The 18518-nt window shown below is 47.5% G+C and carries 16 protein-coding genes; 14 read left to right on the top strand and 2 right to left on the bottom strand.

Features of this window, described 5'->3' with window-relative positions:
- The first annotated feature begins 156 nt into the window (after positions 1-156).
- Positions 157-534 (top strand): START-like domain-containing protein, encoded by a 378-nt coding sequence (locus LQ567_RS19845; protein ID WP_231007452.1) that lies wholly within the window; start codon positions 157-159, stop codon positions 532-534.
- A gap of 43 nt (positions 535-577) precedes the next feature.
- Here LQ567_RS19845 and LQ567_RS19840 read toward each other — a convergent pair whose 3' ends face one another.
- Positions 578-1186 (bottom strand): hypothetical protein, encoded by a 609-nt coding sequence (locus tag LQ567_RS19840; RefSeq protein ID WP_231007451.1) that lies wholly within the window; start codon positions 1184-1186, stop codon positions 578-580.
- 118 nt (positions 1187-1304) lie between these two features.
- Between LQ567_RS19840 and LQ567_RS19835 the strand changes: the two genes are divergently transcribed.
- The 12 genes from LQ567_RS19835 (at position 1305) to LQ567_RS19780 (ending at position 15613) form a co-directional block, all read left to right on the top strand.
- A complete protein-coding gene (locus tag LQ567_RS19835) occupies positions 1305-3095 on the top strand; it encodes an LptF/LptG family permease (RefSeq protein WP_231007450.1) in 1791 nt (596 codons plus the stop codon).
- A 10-nt stretch (positions 3096-3105) separates the two neighbouring features.
- The gene (locus tag LQ567_RS19830; protein WP_231007449.1) at positions 3106-4107 is read left to right on the top strand and encodes a cation diffusion facilitator family transporter; all 1002 of its coding nucleotides are present in this window, start codon (positions 3106-3108) and stop codon (positions 4105-4107) included.
- Positions 4108-4296: 189 nt separating this feature from the next.
- On the top strand, positions 4297-4704 hold the full coding sequence (locus LQ567_RS19825) for an RrF2 family transcriptional regulator (RefSeq protein WP_231007448.1): 408 nt from the start codon (positions 4297-4299) through the stop codon (positions 4702-4704).
- Positions 4705-4998: 294 nt separating this feature from the next.
- On the top strand, positions 4999-5634 hold the full coding sequence (locus LQ567_RS19820) for a peroxiredoxin (RefSeq protein WP_231007447.1): 636 nt from the start codon (positions 4999-5001) through the stop codon (positions 5632-5634).
- Between the two features lie 74 nt (positions 5635-5708).
- A complete protein-coding gene (locus LQ567_RS19815) occupies positions 5709-6404 on the top strand; it encodes a phosphoadenylyl-sulfate reductase (RefSeq protein ID WP_231007446.1) in 696 nt (231 codons plus the stop codon).
- Between the two features lie 85 nt (positions 6405-6489).
- Positions 6490-7398 (top strand): sulfate adenylyltransferase subunit CysD, encoded by a 909-nt coding sequence (gene cysD, locus LQ567_RS19810; RefSeq protein ID WP_231007445.1) that lies wholly within the window; start codon positions 6490-6492, stop codon positions 7396-7398.
- Positions 7399-7426: 28 nt separating this feature from the next.
- Positions 7427-8668 (top strand): sulfate adenylyltransferase subunit 1, encoded by a 1242-nt coding sequence (locus LQ567_RS19805; RefSeq protein WP_231007444.1) that lies wholly within the window; start codon positions 7427-7429, stop codon positions 8666-8668.
- A 78-nt stretch (positions 8669-8746) separates the two neighbouring features.
- Positions 8747-9622, top strand: a complete 876-nt coding sequence (gene cobA / locus LQ567_RS19800; RefSeq protein ID WP_231007443.1) for a uroporphyrinogen-III C-methyltransferase — start codon at positions 8747-8749, stop codon at positions 9620-9622.
- Entirely contained in the window at positions 9612-11306 is a 1695-nt protein-coding gene (locus LQ567_RS19795; protein ID WP_231007442.1) for a diflavin oxidoreductase, read from the top strand. The genes cobA and LQ567_RS19795 overlap by 11 nt, the downstream gene beginning before the upstream one ends.
- A gap of 67 nt (positions 11307-11373) precedes the next feature.
- A complete protein-coding gene (locus LQ567_RS19790; protein ID WP_231007441.1) occupies positions 11374-13044 on the top strand; it encodes an NADPH-dependent assimilatory sulfite reductase hemoprotein subunit in 1671 nt (556 codons plus the stop codon).
- 132 nt (positions 13045-13176) lie between these two features.
- Positions 13177-14019, top strand: coding sequence for a serine O-acetyltransferase EpsC (gene epsC, locus LQ567_RS19785; protein ID WP_231007440.1), 843 nt, complete (start codon positions 13177-13179; stop codon positions 14017-14019).
- Positions 14020-14023: 4 nt separating this feature from the next.
- A complete protein-coding gene (locus LQ567_RS19780) occupies positions 14024-15613 on the top strand; it encodes a TSUP family transporter (RefSeq protein ID WP_231007439.1) in 1590 nt (529 codons plus the stop codon).
- A gap of 64 nt (positions 15614-15677) precedes the next feature.
- Here the strand turns inward: LQ567_RS19780 and LQ567_RS19775 are convergent, their stop codons facing one another.
- Positions 15678-16085, bottom strand: coding sequence for a GldM family protein (locus tag LQ567_RS19775; RefSeq protein ID WP_231007438.1), 408 nt, complete (start codon positions 16083-16085; stop codon positions 15678-15680).
- 924 nt (positions 16086-17009) lie between these two features.
- On the opposite strand from LQ567_RS19775, the gene LQ567_RS19770 reads away from it, so the two are divergent.
- Complete coding sequence (locus LQ567_RS19770; protein ID WP_231007437.1) at positions 17010-18386, top strand: TSUP family transporter; 1377 nt, start codon at positions 17010-17012, stop codon at positions 18384-18386.
- The last annotated feature ends 132 nt before the right edge of the window (positions 18387-18518 follow it).

Raw genomic sequence — 18518 nt, 5'->3', positions numbered from 1 at the left:
AACCATCAGAAAGCACGTTTCCCGGGTTTTAAGCTTAAAAACAGGGTTTATTAAGGAAAAAAACGGATCTGGCGGCACAAACTCAAAAAAAATTTTGAAAGTATGATAATTTTTATATTATTGTAGCTAATTGAATTAATAAACACACCCCGAGCGATGAGTAAACAGCTATACACCCTGGAGTACCCTGTACGTTGTTCTCCAACAATTTTGTTTGAATTTTTGGCCACTTCCAATGGGTTGGGTGAGTGGTTTGCAGAAAATGTGGATGAGCGCAACGGGCGTTTTTATTTCGGCTGGAACGGCTCTTATGAAGAGGCAGAGGTGCTGGAGCAGGAAGAAGAACGGCTGATCCGTTTTCACTGGGCCGGTTCTCCCAAAAATGAATATTTCGAATTCCGGATTGACAAATCAGAAATCACCAACCAAACTATTTTAGTGATTACAGACTTTGCCGAAAAACGAGACATTAAGGATCAAAGTCAGCTTTGGGATTACCAGGTTAAAGAATTGTTTCACCGCCTGGGTAATTAACCTTCGTGCAGCAACTACCGTATTGAACGAAAACACCGCTCCTTTAAAACAGCAGCTCTAAAAATTTCCGGAAGGCCGTTTGCCAGATCTCCGGTGCCTGCTCCAGTTGTACAATCGGGGCAAAGGAGGCTATTTTGACAAAAGCAGCCGACTGTTCCAGACCGGGCTGTTGTTGCAAGGTTGTTTCGTTAAAAGGCCGGTAACTATTTCCCTGCACATCGTGCTCCCACTCATTACCATAGTCACTTATATAAAGCGCCGCATCCCGGAATAATGCCGGTTGTGCCATCAGGCGGGGGGCAAACTGTGCTTTCCATTTTCCGGACAAATGCAAGGTGGTGCTCACCTGCTTTCCCCACCAGAACAGGCTCCGGATGGCAAAAATATGTTCCTGCCCAAAGTTGCGCGGATAATCCAGGATCAGGTAAGGCAGGCCGTTGTAGTTTTCTCCCCGCGAAATTTTCCCGGCGTTTGTAAACAGGTCGGCCGGCAAACGGTGCATATGTTCCTTAACAAAATCCAGCTGCCATTGGTGCAATGCCTCCAGCGAGCTTTTTATCTTATGTAAAACCGCATTCTTTGTTAAAATGATTTCAGGATCTGCAACAATGGCCCACTCCTCTGGAGAAAGGCTTAATTTTGTTTCTTCCATTATGTATACGTTATTTGCAAATTAAATGAATTGTGGTTGAAACGACAATAGACGGTGCATCCTTAAATGATGACCTGTTGAACCGGAACTATCAACCATAAACAGAAACCGGAAACAGTTGAAAAAGTTAGATAAACTGATTATAAAAGCATTTGTTGGTCCCTTTGTGGCCACTTTTTTTATTACCCTCTTTGTACTGGTAATGCAGTTTTTCTGGCTTTGGATCGATGATTTTGTGGGCAAGGGGCTGGATGCATTTACCATTCTGAAATTCATCTGGTACCAGAGTGCCGTACTGATTCCTCTGGCTCTCCCACTGGCGGTGCTGCTTTCTTCCCTGATGACTTTTGGAAACCTGGGAGAAAGCTTTGAGCTGGTTGCCATCAAATCCTCCGGTATTTCCCTGCTGCGCTTTATGCGGCCGCTGATGGGGGTAACTCTTGTGATCAGTTTCTGCGCGTTTCTTTTTGCCAACTACGTAATTCCGGTGGCGCAGTTGAAATCACGCACCATGCTGGCCGATATCGTACTGGCCAAACCGGCATTTGATATTAAAGAAGGAGTGTTCTACGATAAGCTGGACCGCTTTGCTATTAAAATCGGGAAAAAGGAAAAAGACGACAGCACGATCCGGGACCTGATCGTTTTTGAAAACAATTACGGTTCCCTGCAGGATAACTTCATTATTGCCAAAAATGGCACCATGAAGCCCTCCCCCGACAAGCGTTTCCTGGATATTGTTTTCAGGGACGGGTGGCGTTACCAGGAACGGGGCAACCGGACGGATTCTGCCACGGAATATATCCGCCTGGGTTTTAAAGAGTATAAAATGCAGCTGGACATCAGTGCCTTTAACTTTAAAGCATCCAGCGACAGTAACAACCGGAACAACGAGCGGGTATTGAGTATGCGGCAACTGGACAAGGCCCTGGATTCCATGACCAAATATACCGGTATGGAAGTAGAGCGTTACCAAAACAGCCTGGTAAATACGTTCAGCCTGCTGCAGTATCGCGACAGTGTTACCAAGGGTGTTACCATTCCCGACTCGGTATTGAATTTTAAGAAAAATAAGGACGCCTTTTTAGGCCTGGATTCCGTTACCGGCAAAGCAAAAGCCACGCTGGTACCGGTGCGTACGGACAGCATTTCAAAGAAAAAGGAAACCGCTCAGGCAGCACCTCCCGCAAAGAAACGTTTGAAGAACCGCAAAAAGAAGAAGCCCCTGCTTGCCGCCAGCGCTGCCAGGAAGGACAGTGCCCATGTAAAAACAGATACGGCGCAAAAAGCCATAGCTGCAAAAACCGATACGCTGAAAAAAGCAGCCGGCGACAGCGGAGCCACGAAAAAGGACACGGCCAAAAAGGCCATCAAACCACAGAAAAAAGTGGCCAATGTCTTTATGGCCTTTTTGCCCGACAGCGCATTGTCGAATATAACAGAACGGGCCAACGGCACCATTACGGTGGTAAAAGACAATGCCAATATGAACCTGAACAGCATTCAGGAACAGGAAAAGAATATCCGCCGCTATAAGATCGAATGGCATAAAAAAATTGTGCTGGCCCTTGCCTGTTTCCTGATGTTCATGATCGGAGCGCCACTGGGATCCATCATCCGCAAAGGCGGACTAGGTACACCGATGATTTTTGCCATAGCCTTTTTCCTGGTCTTTTATTTTTCATCCAATACCGGGGAAAAAATGGCCAAGGAAGGAAGTGTTACGCCGTTCTCCGGAATGTGGCTGTCTACTTTTATTCTAACCCCGATCGGTGCGTTCCTTACCTATAAGGCCATGCACGATTCAAATCTATTCAATAAAGAATTTTATCACCGTCTGAAACGTAAAGTACAGGGATATATCCGCGCCCGGAAAAACCGTGGCAACGCGAACCGGAAAACCGCATAATCGGATTACAATGACAACGCAAGGCTCCCGCCAGAACCTGAAGATCCAGAAATGGGTGGCTGCAGTATCATTACTGTTGCTCATCGTAAAATCGATCGCCTACTTTTCAACACATTCCGTAGCGGTTCTTACAGATGCCCTGGAAAGTATTGCCAATGTAGCGGCGGGCTTTATCGGGCTTTACAGTCTTTACCTGGCCGCCCAGCCCCGGGATGAAAACCATCCCTACGGCCATGGGAAAGCCGAATTCTTATCCGCCGCAGTAGAAGGTACGCTTATTGGAATTGCCGGGCTGGTAGTGCTTTACAAAGCCATCGACCAGTTGATACACCCGCAGCTATTGCACAAACTGGACCTGGGTATCATTCTGGTGGCGGCCACGGCTGTGGTCAATTATGCGCTGGGTAGTATCTGCATCGCCACCGGCAAAAAAAATCATTCCATTGCGCTGGAAGTCAGTGGCAGGCATCTTCAAACAGATACCTATTCCACTATTGCAGTGATCATCGGGCTGGTCCTTGTGTTTTTTACAAAGATCTTTTGGCTGGATTCGGTGGTAGCCATCCTCCTTACGATACTCTTGCTCCGCACTTCGTATACCATTCTCCGGCGCTCCATTGCTGGTATTATGGATGAAGCCGATCAGCAGTTATTGCGGCAGATGATTGCCCATATCAATAAAAACCGGCTTGAAAATTGGATCGATCTGCACAACTTCCGGGTGATTAAGTACGGGAGCGTATTGCATATCGACTGTCACTTAACCGTTCCCTGGTACCTGAATGTGGCAGAGGCACATCACGAAATTGACCAGCTGGCGGCACTGATCCGGAACGAATACGGAGAATCTATAGAATTCTTTGTGCACTCGGACGGATGCAAGCCTTTTCAGTGCCCGCTTTGCCGGAAACAAGATTGCCCGGTTCGAAAAGCCCCGTTTGAAAAAACGATTCCCTGGACCCTGAATAACGTGCTTCAAAACCAGCGGCACCAGTTAAAGGCAAAGGGCTAAACCGGCGTTTGGAACAAAGCAGGTAGCCTTCCGTTGGAAAAGGCATTTGCCGAAACGCCTTAAATAATGCCAGCAAACGCCGGAAGCAGCACGGCCGGGTTTAAAAATAAATACGGCAACAGCACTGAACCCGGTACCTTTTCAACCAATTGTTCCTTAACTTTATAACCGAACATTTGTTATCTATATATGCTCACAAAAAAATCACAATATGCCTTTAAGGCGCTGGGTTACCTGGCTGATAAACAGCAGGATGGCCCGGTGCTGATTTCCGAGATTTCAAAAAAGAAACGGATCCCGTTAAAATTCCTGGAGAATATCCTGCTGGAGCTTCGCAAAGCTGGTATCCTGGAAAGCAAAAAGGGAAAAGGTGGTGGTTACTTCTTTAAAAAAGACCCGGCTGATGTAAAAATGGCCACGGTGATCCGGCTGATCGACGGGCCCATCTCCATGTTGCCTTGTGTGAGCCTTTACTTTTATGAACGCTGTAAAAACTGCGACGAAAAACACTGCGGGCTGCACGATGTGATGCGGCAGGTGCGGGACGTAACGCTTGAAGTGCTGGAGAGCCGAACCCTGGCTGATCTCAAAGACTAACGACTGTTTGCCGGGCTCAGGCAGGCTGTTAAAAGCTCATAGCATTACCAAATCCAGATCAACTAAACGGATCTTTACCAACGCCGGCGTACACAGGGAATTTTATGCAACCGGACATCCTGAATCGTCATAAAACCCATAACCTGTAGTTATTACCCATTCGTTTTTCTTATTTCACCTTTTTTTTACACTTCCGTTCAAATATTTTGTCGTACCTTGCAAACCACCCTATTAGTCTACTCGATTAGTAGGTTTATAAAAGAGCTATTTTGTCACTAAAAACTGTTTAAAATTATGTCATTAAGATTAGGAGATACTGCCCCGGATTTTACCGCGCAGTCTACAGAAGGAGAAATCAAATTTCACGAATACCTGGGTGATTCCTGGGGGGTTCTGTTTTCTCACCCGGCTGATTATACCCCCGTTTGTACTACTGAACTGGGAAAAACAGCTTTATTGAAAGGCGAATTTGAAAAACGTGGTGTAAAAGCACTGGCGGTGAGTGTTGACCCGCTGGATTCGCACCTGGGCTGGAAGAACGACATCAATGAAACACAAAATTGCTCTGTTGATTTTCCGATCCTCGCAGATCCCGATAAAAATATTGCCACCCTTTATGACATGATCCACCCCAATGCTTCTGAAAAGGCAACCGTGCGTTCCCTGTTCATCATCGGGCCCGATAAAAAAGTAAAACTGATCATCACTTACCCCGCTTCAACCGGCCGTAATTTTCAGGAAGTACTGCGGGTGATCGATTCCCTGCAACTGACCGCAAACCACAGCGTGGCTACTCCGGCAGACTGGAAACATGGTGAAGATGTGATCGTGGTTCCTTCCATCAGCACAGCAGATGCCATCCAGAAATTTCCCAAAGGTGTAAAAGAGGTAAAACCTTACCTGCGTTATACACCTCAACCGAATATTTAATTTTTAGTTTATCATTTATGGTTTATAGTTCATTCCGGCTATAAACCATAAACGATAGACCATAAACAACAACCGTGTTTACAGAAGAACAGATACAGGAAATAGAGAACGCCTCAACGGCAGATGCGTTAAAACTGGTAACGGCACAGTTTCCGGAAGAAACCGTTTTTTCCACCTCACTGGGCCAGGAAGACCAGGTATTAACGGAAATGATCGCATCCGTAAAGCTTCCGGTGCGGATCTTTACGCTGGATACCGGGCGCCTGTTTTATGAACATTACGATTTGTTGGAAAAAACCAATGCCCGTTATAAAATCAACATAGACGTTTATTTTCCCGAAGCGCCGGATGTGGAAGCTTATGTGAAAGCAAACGGGGTTAATGGATTCTACGAATCGGTTGAAAACCGGAAAGCATGTTGTTTCATACGGAAAGTAAAGCCCCTCAATCGTGCACTGACTGGAGCCAAAGTATGGATCACCGGGCTGAGAAGCGAACAATCGGATAACCGGAAAGATATGAAAATGATCGAATGGGATGCCGACCGCGGTCTTTACAAATTCAATCCGCTCATTCACTGGAGCTACGATGAAATGATGGATTACATCCGGCAAAAGAACGTACCTTATAATCCGCTGCACGATAAAGGATTTATCAGTATCGGCTGTGCCCCCTGTACCCGGGCTATTGAGCCTGGTGAGGATCCCAGGGCCGGCAGATGGTGGTGGGAGGTTTCGCATAAAGAGTGCGGGCTTCATGTACACCAATAACGGGATCCCTATAAGCGCCAACCCTGAGAAAACCATTTTGATTGTTAAAAAAAATCCGCAAAGCGGATCTGTATAAAAAGAACGTATGGGTGAGTACACATTAGATTACCTCGAGCAGCTTGAGGCTGAAAGTATTTATATTTTCAGGGAGGTTGCCGCACAATTTGAAAAACCGGCCCTGCTTTTCAGCGGCGGTAAAGATTCTATTACGCTGGTACAACTGGCAAAAAAAGCATTTGCGCCCGGAAAGATCCCCTTTCCGCTGGTACATATCGATACCGGCCACAACTTTCCGGAAGCGCTCGCCTATCGCGATGCCCTGGCAAAAGAAGTAGGCGCAGAATTGATCGTACGCAAAGTAGAAGACACGATTAAACAAAAACACCTTACGGAACCCAAGGGTAAATTTGCCAGCCGCAACTGGCTGCAGATCCACACCCTGCTGGATACCATTGAAGAATTTAAGTTCGATGCCTGTATCGGAGGTGCCCGGCGTGATGAAGAAAAGGCCCGTGCAAAAGAGCGCATCTTTTCTGTAAGAGACGAGTTTGGTCAATGGGAGCCCAAACTGCAGCGCCCGGAATTATGGAACATTTATAACGGCCGCATCCACAAAGGCGAAAACGTACGGGTATTTCCTATCAGCAACTGGACGGAGCTGGATGTATGGAACTACATCAAAAAAGAGGAAATTCCCCTGCCTTCTATCTACTTTGCACATGAACGCGAAGTACTGGAACATGAAGGACAGCTGATCGCCGTTTCCGATTACATCACGATCGATGAAACCGACGTAATCTCTACCAAAAGAGTACGCTACCGCACCGTGGGCGATATGACCTGCACCGCGGCTGTGGAATCCAGCGCCACAACACTGGATGAGGTAGTGAATGAAATCATGGCCACCCGTATTTCCGAAAGAGGCGAAACCCGGATTGACGATAAAGTAACCGAAGCCGCAATGGAAGACCGTAAGAAAGGCGGATACTTTTAAATTCTAAATCTGAAAATCTAAATTCTAAATGGATATCTTAAGATTCATAACCGCCGGTAGTGTAGACGATGGCAAAAGCACATTGATCGGCCGGTTATTGTATGACAGCAAAAGCATTCTTGTAGACCAGCTGGAAGCGCTGGAAAAACAATCGAAAAATAAAAATGCCGATGGCATCGACCTCGCATTGCTCACCGATGGCTTAAGAGCTGAGAGAGAACAGGGGATCACCATTGATGTGGCCTATCGCTATTTCTCTACTCCAAAACGGAAATTCATCATTGCCGATGCTCCGGGCCATGTGCAGTATACCCGTAACATGATCACAGGCGCGTCCAACTCCAGCCTGATCATCATCCTGATTGATGCGCGTGCCGGCGTTATCGAACAAACCCGCCGCCACTCTATCATCGCGTCCCTGCTCAAAATGCCGCACGTGGTGGTAGCCATCAATAAAATGGACCTGGTTGATTTTTCGGAAGAACGGTTCAACGAAATCAAAGCCGATTATGAAAAAGTAGCGGCACAACTGAAGCTCGAAAACGTTACCTATGTTCCGATTTCGGCACTCCTGGGCGATAATATCGTAGACCATTCCGAAACAATGTCCTGGTATACCGGCCCTTCATTGCTGGAATTCCTGGAAGCCGTTGAAGTGGCTTCGGATATCAACCACACCGATCCCCGTTTCCAGGTTCAATATGTGATCCGTCCGCAAACGGCCGAACTGCATGACTACCGGGGTTATGCCGGGCAAATCATCAGTGGTGTATACAAGGTGGGCGACAAGATAAAGGTCCTTCCCGCGGGGATCGATACCTCCATTACAAAGATTGAAGTGGGTGGTAAAGAAGTGAACGAGGCATTTGCTCCCCAGGCTGCGGTATTGCATATTGCAGATGATATTGATATCAGCCGCGGCGATACCTTCGCCCGTGCCGACAATCTTCCGAAGGTGGGCAACGAGATCGAAGTGGTACTTTGCTGGCTCGACAATAAACCCCTTATACAGGGCAATAAATATTTTCTTCAGCACAAAGGCCGTTTACTCAAAACCATTGTAAGGGAAGTAGCTTACAAACTCGACGTAAATACCCTGGAACGCATCCCGGCCGAAGATGGCGTAAAGCTCAACGAAGTAGTGCACGCAACCATCAAAACCGCAGCTCCGTTGGTATACGATGATTTTGCAACATTGAGCGACTACGGCAATGCCATCCTGGTAGATGAAACCAGCAACAGCACCGTAGCGGCCGTTCTATTAAATTAATTCAAACGATGCCCGGTATACCGGCGCATCGTTACAACCATTAAGTCTACATTTTAAGTAGATTATAAAAAACAGCAGATGCTTCTTCAACATACATCACCCGTAAAAAAGCAGTCACCCAAGGGTACCGGTAAGGTGATCCTTGCCGGCGCGGGACCCGGAGATCCGGACCTGATCACCGTAAAGGCGGCCGATGCTTTGCGGAAAGCAGACGTAGTGCTTGCCGACCGCCTGGTGAGCGATGTGATCCTGCACCGTTATGTGGCGCCTGCAGCCGAGATCGTATATGTAGGAAAAGAATGCAGCAAAAAGCGTTCGGTATCGCAACGCACCATTAATGAATTACTGGTGCATTATGCCTTACAGGGAAAGCTGGTAGTGCGGCTCAAAGGCGGCGACGCTTCCATTTTTTCCAATATCCTGGATGAGCTGCAAACCCTTACACAACATGCCATTTCATACGAGATCATTCCGGGGGTAACCGCCGCACTGGGAGCGGCCGCTTATTCGGGAATGCCGCTAACGGCCAGGGGCTATGCCACAGCAGTGCGGTTCCTCACCTATTATAAATCGGACGTGGTTACGGATGCCTACTGGCAGGAGCTGGCCGCTACAGAGGATACCCTGGTATTTTATATGTCGTCCGGTACGCTGGACCAGGTGGTGCAAAAGCTAACGCAGTTTGGCATCGCCGAAGAAAAACAGCTGGCCGTTATCGAACAGGCTACCACCTGTTTTCAGCAGGTACATACCTGCAGCCTTTACGATTACGCCACCGCGCTGAAAGGCACGCCACTAGCCTCCCCCAGCCTGGTGGTTGTGGGTAAGGTAGTAGCGCTGCACCAGCAGTTCCGGTGGCTGGAAAACAGCAACAGCCGGCAACTATACTTCAACCCGGTTACCGAAGAAATGATCAATGTTCATCAACAAAATAATTTAAAACATGCTATCTGACGCAAAATTGAGAGCCATCAAAAGTCTCACCCCTACACTTTCGCGGGACGAACTGCTTTGGGCAAGCGGCTATTTTGCCGGTCTTGCGCAAGGTATCGCCGGCGGACAGGAGACCGCCGTTGCCGCCCCGGCCGCAGTAAAAAAAATATCGCTGGTATATGGAACTGAAACAGGGAATGCCAAAAAGCTGGCCACGCAACTGGCGGGTATCGCCAAAAAGAAAGGCATTACGGTAAAACTTACCGGACTGGATCAATACCGTTTTACAGACCTGCCCAAAGAAGAGTACTTCTTTGTGGTGATCAGCACACAGGGTGAAGGTGAACCACCCCTGCTGGCCAAAAAATTCTATGATCATATTCATGAAAACCAGCTCAACCTCGGCAAGCTCAAATTTGGAGTGCTGGCGCTGGGCGACAGTTCTTACCCCGAGTTTTGTAAAACAGGAGAAGATGTAGATGCCCGCCTGGAGGCTCTGGGCGCGCACCGCGTATTGCCGTTGAAGAAATGTGATGTTGAATATGAAGAAGACGCATTGCACTGGCTGGATAATGTAGCCGCAGCCCTGCAGTCAACCACAAGTGCGCCTGCTGCTCCGGCTGCCGCTGCCCCCAAATCCGTTGGAAAAAAATATTACATGGGCAAGGTGATCACCAATATCAACCTCAATGACCGAGGCTCGAACAAGCAAACCTTTCACATTGAGATCACTACCGATGAGCCCATCGATTACCTGCCGGGCGATGCGCTGGGCATTGTGCCTTCCAATAAACAAAGCATGATCAATAAGATCATCGGCATTACCGGCATTGATCCGGAAAAAGAGATCCAGACAGAGAAGGTAACGGCACCGGTACGTGACCTGCTGAGCCAGCACCTGAATATTTGTTACCTGCTCAAATCAACCGTTAAGAAATTTGCAGAGCTCACCAACCAACAGATACCGGACACCAGGATGAGCCTTTACGATCTGCTGCGCATTTACCCGGTAAAAGATGCCGCGCAGTTTGAGGAAGTGATTAAGATACTTACGGCACAATCACCGCGCCTTTATTCCATCTCCTCCGCGCCAAATGCACACGGAGAAAACGAGATCCATATCACCGTGTCCAAAAACCAGTTCACTGTAGAAGATGAAGAGCGTTATGGCGTTTGCAGTGAATTCCTTTCGGACCTGGATGAAGGGCACGAAATTGAATTTTATATTCAAAAAGCAAAACACTTTAAACTGCCGGAAGAAACCAGCGATATCATTATGATTGGTCCCGGTACCGGCGTGGCCCCCTTCCGTTCGTTTCTTGCAGAACGCGATGCAACAGGAGCCAGCGGCCGGAACTGGCTGTTTTTTGGCGAACAACATTTTGTAACCGACTTTTTATACCAGACGGAAATTCAAAACTACCTGGAAACAGGTGTATTGAACAACCTGGACCTTGCCTTTTCAAGAGATACGGATCAGAAGATTTATGTGCAGCACCGGGTAAAGGAAAAAGGCGCGGAGCTCCTGGAATGGCTGAACAGTGGTGCACACCTGTACATCTGCGGGGCGAAAGATCCCATGTGTAAGGATGTGGAAGATACTTTTGTAGCGCTGCTTAAAGAAAAAGGAACATCAGAAGAGGAAGCGCGGAATTACCTCGTTCAACTGGAAGAAGAAGGAAGGTATTCAAAGGATGTATATTAATCAACAGCAAATGGATCAGGGTTCATAACCGAACCTGAACTTCAAACATGAAACTTGAAACGACAATATGAGCGAGAAAAATAATTTATCAGGAACGGAGAAGATCAAAGTTGCCAGCCAGGGCCTGCGTGGAACGCTAAAGGAAAGCCTCAAGGATGCACACACCGGCGCCATACGGGAAGACGACCAGGCATTGGTAAAGTTTCACGGCATGTATATGCAGGACGACCGTGACCGCCGTGAGGAACGGAGCCGCAAAAAACTGGAGCCGCTGTTTTCCTTTATGATCCGCCTGCGGCTGCCCGGTGGGTTTATCACTTCCGACCAGTGGATCGGGCTGCATCATGTGGCCGGAAAATATTCCACGGGCACCATCAAAATCACCACCCGGCAAACCATCCAGCTGCACGGTATTTTAAAATCGCATACCAAACCAACGATCAGTGCGTTTAATACGATGCACCTGGATTCCATAGCGGCCTGCGGCGATGTAAACCGGAATGTAACCTGCGCGTCTCATCCAAAAGAATCACCGTTACACGAAGAGATCTACCAGTTTGCCCGCGAGATCAGCGCGTATCACTTGCCCAAAACACGGGGCTATTATGAAGTGTGGATGGATGCTGAAAAATTAGTAGAAACCACCGAAGAAGATCCGTTATACCAGGACCGTTACCTGCCCCGGAAATTTAAGATCGGCATCGCCATCCCACCCAATAACGATGTGGATGTGTTTATCAACGACCTGGGCCTTATTGCCATTATTGAAGATGGTGTTTTAAAAGGATACAATTTTGCCGCCGGAGGTGGCCTGGGCTCCACACATGGTAATGCAAACACCTACGCACGCCTGGGAAGCATGCTGGGTTACCTGCCTAAAGAACAGGCCATGAAAGCCATCTACGAAGTGATTACCGTACAGCGCGATTTCGGAAACCGCAGCGACCGTAAACAGTCACGTTTGAAATATACCATTGATAAAATGGGAGTGGATGCCTACCGCGCTGAAGTGGAAAAGCGTTGTGGCTTTTCTTTTGAACCGGCCCGTCCCTACGCATTCACCAGTCGCAAAGATGCTTACGGCTGGTCGCAAAACCACGAAGGAAAATGGTATTACACGCTGTTTGTTGAAAATGGCCGGGTGGTAGATGAAAACAACTATCCGTTAAAAACCGGTTTATTAAAAATAGCTGAAACAGGAAAAGCAAACTTCCGTTTCACCTGTAATCAGAATCTCATCCTGAGTGATATTGCAGACGCAGACAAAGCGGTTATCCAGCAACTGCTGGAAGAGCACCAAATCATCAAAAGTACAGATAGTGCCAGCCCCATGCGGCGAAACTCCATGGCTTGTGTGGCGCTGAACACCTGTGCACTGGCGATGGCAGAGGCACAACGATACCTGCCTACCCTCATCAGTAAAATAGAACCGCTGCTGCAAAAGCACCAGTTAGCAGATGAAGACATTATTGTACGCATGACCGGTTGTCCGAATGGTTGCGGACGCTCTCCCAACGCAGAGATCGGATTTGTGGGCACTTCACTTGGAAAATACAATCTTCATATCGGAGGTGACCGTCTGGGTGAACGCCTGAATACAAAATATAAAGACAGTTTGGACGAAACCGCTATTTTAGAAACCCTGGATGGCCTGTTTGACGTTTATGTAAAAGAGCGGAATGCAGGTGAAACCTTTGGTGATTTTTCCCAGCGCAAATGGATCGGTGACAGCCACTAAGGTACAGAAGAAGCGGGTTGTTGCCAGATACATATCCTACAAAGAATACGGTTAATGCGCACAGCATCAGATGCTTTAAATTGCATTATAAAACTGATCCAGCGTTTCCGGTGACCAACTTAAATAACAACAATGAACGAGAACGATTTTTTGATCCTGTTGCAACGGCATAATAAAAAGCATGCAGGGAATCTGCCTGATAAAGTGTTAAGCCACCAGTTTGTGGACGATATTTTCGGTTTCTTATTCGTGCCGCAGACCGGTGTGAACCAGAAGGAAAGCGACCTGGAAAAAGGCTGGTATTCACTCAAAAGCCACCTTACCACTTTGATTTACGATGTGGTAAGCGATGGTGCAGAGGCCCAGGCACTTTCCGATACTTTTTTCGCGGGCTTACCCGGTCTTTATGAAACGCTGCAAAAAGATGCTTCTTTTTTTGTGGCCAATGATCCGGCCGCTTTAAATAAAGAGGAAGTATTGCATGCCTACCCCGGGTTTTATGCCATCGCCGTATACCGTATTTCCAATACCTTGTGGAAACTGGGGATCCGCGTACTGCCCCGCATTTTTACCGAATATGCACACAGTAAAACCGGCATCGACATTCACCCCGGCGCTACTATCGGAGCTTCGTTCTTTATTGATCACGGAACCGGTGTGGTTATTGGAGAAACAGCCGTTATCGGAGAAAAGGTAAAAATCTACCAGGGTGTAACCATCGGTGCCCTGAATTCCGCCAAGGTAAAAAAAGATCAAAAAAGACACCCTACTATAGAGGACAATGTCATCCTGTATTCAGGCGCTACGATTCTTGGCGGCGACACCGTGATCGGCAAAGACAGTGTGATCGGCGGCAACGCCTGGATCACGTTTAGTGTACCCCCTTCTTCATTGGTATACCACAAAAGTGAAGTGGTAGAAAAAGAACATTTCTCCCACCAGCATTCGGTGAACGCCATCCTGAAAAAAAAGTAACTGCATGAAGGAACAGCAAGCGGCTCATCCAAACGCAACAGCGGAAACATCCAATACGCTTTTCCCGGTTTTTTTAAAACTGGAGGCGCTGCAACTGCTCATTATTGGCGGTGGAAAAGTTGCGCTGGAAAAGCTGGGAGCCGTACTGGCCAATTCTCCCGCCACCCGCATCCACCTGGTGGCAACGGCGATTGCGCCAGAGGTAAAAGAACTGGCGGAAACCCATCCCGCTATGCGGCTTAGTGAACGGCCTTATACCATCGAAGACATCCGGGAATGCAGCTTGATCATTGCCGCCGTAAATGATCTTGAAACAGCCGTTCAGATAAAAGCCGATGCCGCAAAAGAAGAAAAGCTGGTAAACATTGCAGACAAACCGGCCCTCTGCGATTTTTACCTGGGTTCCGTGGTAAAAAAAGGGCACCTGAAAATTGCCATTTCCACAAACGGCAAATCACCCACCATCGCCAAACGCCTGCGGGAAACCTTTACTGCGGCCATACCCGATGAAATGAACGACCTGCTCGACAACATGCAACAGATACGCGACCAGCTTTCCGGCAACCTCGACCATAAGGTAAAAGTGCTCAACAACATTACGAAGGATCTTGCGGTGAACGGTGTAAGCAGCGACGCCGCTTTTAATATTGACAATCCCGCTGAAAACGAAGTGGTAGACAGTTCCGCGCTCGTTGCCAATGCCACCCGGCGCAGCACACCCTACCTTATCGGTATCGGTTTGTTCCTGGTACTGGCCCTGGCCATTTATACCATCTATATTTTTGGGGTCAGCGATTCCATCCTCCATTTTTTGAATAAGGATCATCATATGTTTTACTGGATGCTCCTGGTGGGTTTCCTGGCTGAGATCGTAGCCGGGTCCATGGGCATGGGTTACGGAGTGATCTGTACCACCATCCTGCTGATGCTGAATGTGGCGCCCCCCATCGTAAGCGCCAGTATCCACTCGGCAGAGTCCTTTACTACTGCAGCCGGCAGTATCAGTCATTATAAGCTGGGCAATGTCAATAAGAAGCTCACCAAGGCGCTGGCGATACCCGCCGTTATTGGTGCCATCGTTGGGGCGCTGGCCTTATCCTACCTGGGTGAAAAAGATGCCAAGCTCATGAAGCCCTTTATTGCCGCTTACACCCTGTACCTGGGTGTGCGGATCCTGATGAACACGTTCAACCGGAAAAAAGGACAACCCGCTGTTAAAAAGGCAAAACAGAAAAAAACAAATATTACCGCTTTAGGATTAGCCGGAGGGTTTATTGATTCCTTTGGCGGTGGCGGATGGGGGCCCCTGGTAACCGGAACCTTTATCAAAAACGGCCGGACACCCCGCTATGTAGTGGGCAGTTCAACCGTGGCCAAATGCATCCTTACCATTACCAGTGCCATCACCTTTGTATTTACGCTGGGTATTCAGCACTGGAACATTGTAGCCGGTCTGCTCATCGGTGGCATCATTACCGCACCGTTTTCTGCCATGCTTACTGCAAAGCTTCCCACTAAAAAGATGTTTGCCGTTGTAGGGGTACTGGTGATTATCATGAGTTTGATCACCATTTACAGGGCGGTATTTTTGTAGCACCTAATGCTAAAAAATATAGAAACAAAGCCCTGAATAACCGGGCTTGTGATAGAGAAAGCAATTACTTGTCAACGCCAATCGTCATACCCGTAGCCATGGATCTCTCACCTTTACCGAATACATTAATACATTCAATTGAAATCACATCTCCGGCTTTCAGCTTACTGATCATTTTTACATTCTTTTTTGTAACCCGGTTTCCTAAAATGGTCTTTCTAAAAAAAGTTCCGCTATTATCGGAAATGAATATTTTGAATGCCGTTACTTTATATGCCGAGTCCGATATATTGATCTCAAACCCGCCATTTAAAACTACAGCTTTAAAATTGCAATAAGAGCACGGTTCAAAATGATTTATCATAGGGTCAGTATTTATATCTCCTCGGCAATAGATTTCCGTATGTTTGCCAGAAGTTGCACATTGACAAAAAAACAAAAGCAGTGTAAAAAGTGAGATATATTGCCTCATTCTAAATCATTTAATAGTCCCATTAGTAACTTTTTCTCAGCCGCGAGGAATACGCGATAAGCTAACATTGCCTGTTATACTTCATGCCCACAACTACTTTTATATAATTTCCTCATTTAGATACAGGTAAATGACGCTGGTTTTAATCTTAAGTTAGATCTGCCCGTCAGATCATTCTTATAGTCGTCAATTCACTCATTTCCCAATCTCAACCATTACTGCAAAGAATCGATCAAACTACATAACCGTTGTATCATTTACGATAGACCTTTTTTATCCTTTATCAGGTTTAAAAAACCACCCTTTCTTAACGGAATTATGCTCTAAAAATCCGCAGGAATGAACAAAAAATCATGTAAACTGCTATTCCCCCAAAAAGCCATAACCAATCTTAGAATTCTTTTTCATCTTGCAAATAGTTAAGCACATAATGATCAATTTTTCCTATCAGCATCTGGTCATTTCCGCCCATCAGTTTCTACCCTGAACAGACAGGAAGGCGCTTTTCTTCAGCAAAACTTCCTGTGCCCCATCCAATTTGCCCCGGTAAATTTAAGCTATTGTTACAGATAACGCCACTTACAGCTACGCTGCAACATTCCATTTCATATGAGAACGGTAAATACCATACAAACAAGGTCCTGCGGGCATCCGGACCTTACTATAAACCCTTCAATTAGCATATCATCTCTCAATATTCGCTTTAAACCTCCCACAAGGCAGCGCCAGATTAAATACCCTACTTTTTTGATAGACTAATAAAATCCCCTACTTTTGCTGCTCAACCCGGTTAAGAATGAAACAATTTCAGATGGCCACACAACGCATTACTGGTTTTGGAAGGTATATCACGGTACCTGGCATCCCTGCGTTGGGAAATGTTCCCTGTTTAACCATTCCGTCTGCTAAACAACCGACAAACAAATGAATGCGCAGCAAACCATTTCCAAAAAAAAGATAACAGCAGCTCCTGTATCAACGGCTGGGGCCGTACAACAGCGGCTGCTTATTATTGGTGGCGGAGCAGCGGCACTGGGGCAGCTCCAACTGGTGCTGGCGGCAGGTATCCAAACCGGGATCACATTGGTAAGCAGGGAATTGCTGCCTGAGATAAAAGAGCTGGCCGGCAACTACGGCCTCCGGTTACTGGAACGGGCATATACAGTAGCGGATCTTGAGGATACCGACCTCATCATTATTGCAACAGATGATCCTGCGCAATCCGGGCACATCCACTCCGATATACACCGGGCGGGCATCGGGGTAACCATTGCGGTAAAACCGGAGCACCATCACCGGTATGCAAACGTACTTGTAAAAGAGCCAAACAGGAATACCATCCTTCCGGATATCTTTACCGGCCAGCAACAACCGTCCCTGTACCCGTTAGCTTCCGGCACGGCCGGAAAAGGCCCGGCAAAAGAATTCTCCTATGCAAAGATCGCATCCCGGGCCCTGCTTATTTTTGCGGTGATGCTGATCGGGCATTTTCTATTTTCCTATCTTCCTTATGCTACTATCCGCGAAGGCGCCGTACAGCTTTACCGCAGCTTTGATCAAACATTCTTGATTATGCTCCTTGCAGGTTTTGTAGCGCAGCTCGTGGATGGCGCGCTGGGCATGGGCTACGGCGTTACCAGTGCCACCATTTTATTATCGGCCGGTGTAAATCCCGCAGCCATCAGCGGCAGTATTCACACAGCTGAAATGTTTGCCAGCGGGGCCTCCGGCTATAGTCATTACCGGTTTGGCAATGTGAATAAAAAACTGTTCAGGACCCTGCTCATCCCCGGTGTGGTAGGTGCCATACTGGGCGCGGTGTTGCTGGTTTATCTCGGCGAAAAATACAGCACATTTATACGCCCGCTGCTGGCCTGCTATACGCTTTTCCTCGGTATCAAGATACTGTCCAATGCATTCCGCAACCAGATCCGCAAGAAAAAATACAAACACTATCGCGCACTTGCAGGAGCAGGTGGTTTCTTCGATTCCTTCGGCGGAGGCGGCTGGGGGCCCATTGTTACCACTACCTTAATCACCAAAGGACGCAGTCCGAAATATGTGATCGGTTCAGTAAGCCTCACGGAGTTTTTTGTAACCCTTTCGAGCGCCTTCACTTTTTTTATATTCCTGGGGGTGAGCCACTGGCAAACCATACTGGGGCTGATCATCGGCGGACTGATCGCCGCACCGGTAGCTGCAAAGCTGGCCGGCAAGCTGCCCCGGAAGACCGCCTTTATACTACTTGGTATACTGGTGGTGATCTGGAGCGTTAAAATACTGGCGGGCGTATTCCGGTAAACATTTGCGGGAATATGGCCACTGAGACAGAGATACACAGCAATTTTTACCACTTTCTATGGCACCCGCAAATAACAGAAGTATCGGTACTATCGAGGCTATGTAGCCGTTAAGACATCGCTACACCGGCTC

The sequence above is a fragment of the Niabella pedocola genome (assembly GCF_021044425.1).
GTDB lineage: Bacteria > Bacteroidota > Bacteroidia > Chitinophagales > Chitinophagaceae > Niabella > Niabella pedocola.
This window is presented reverse-complemented; position numbering and strand designations above follow the sequence as displayed.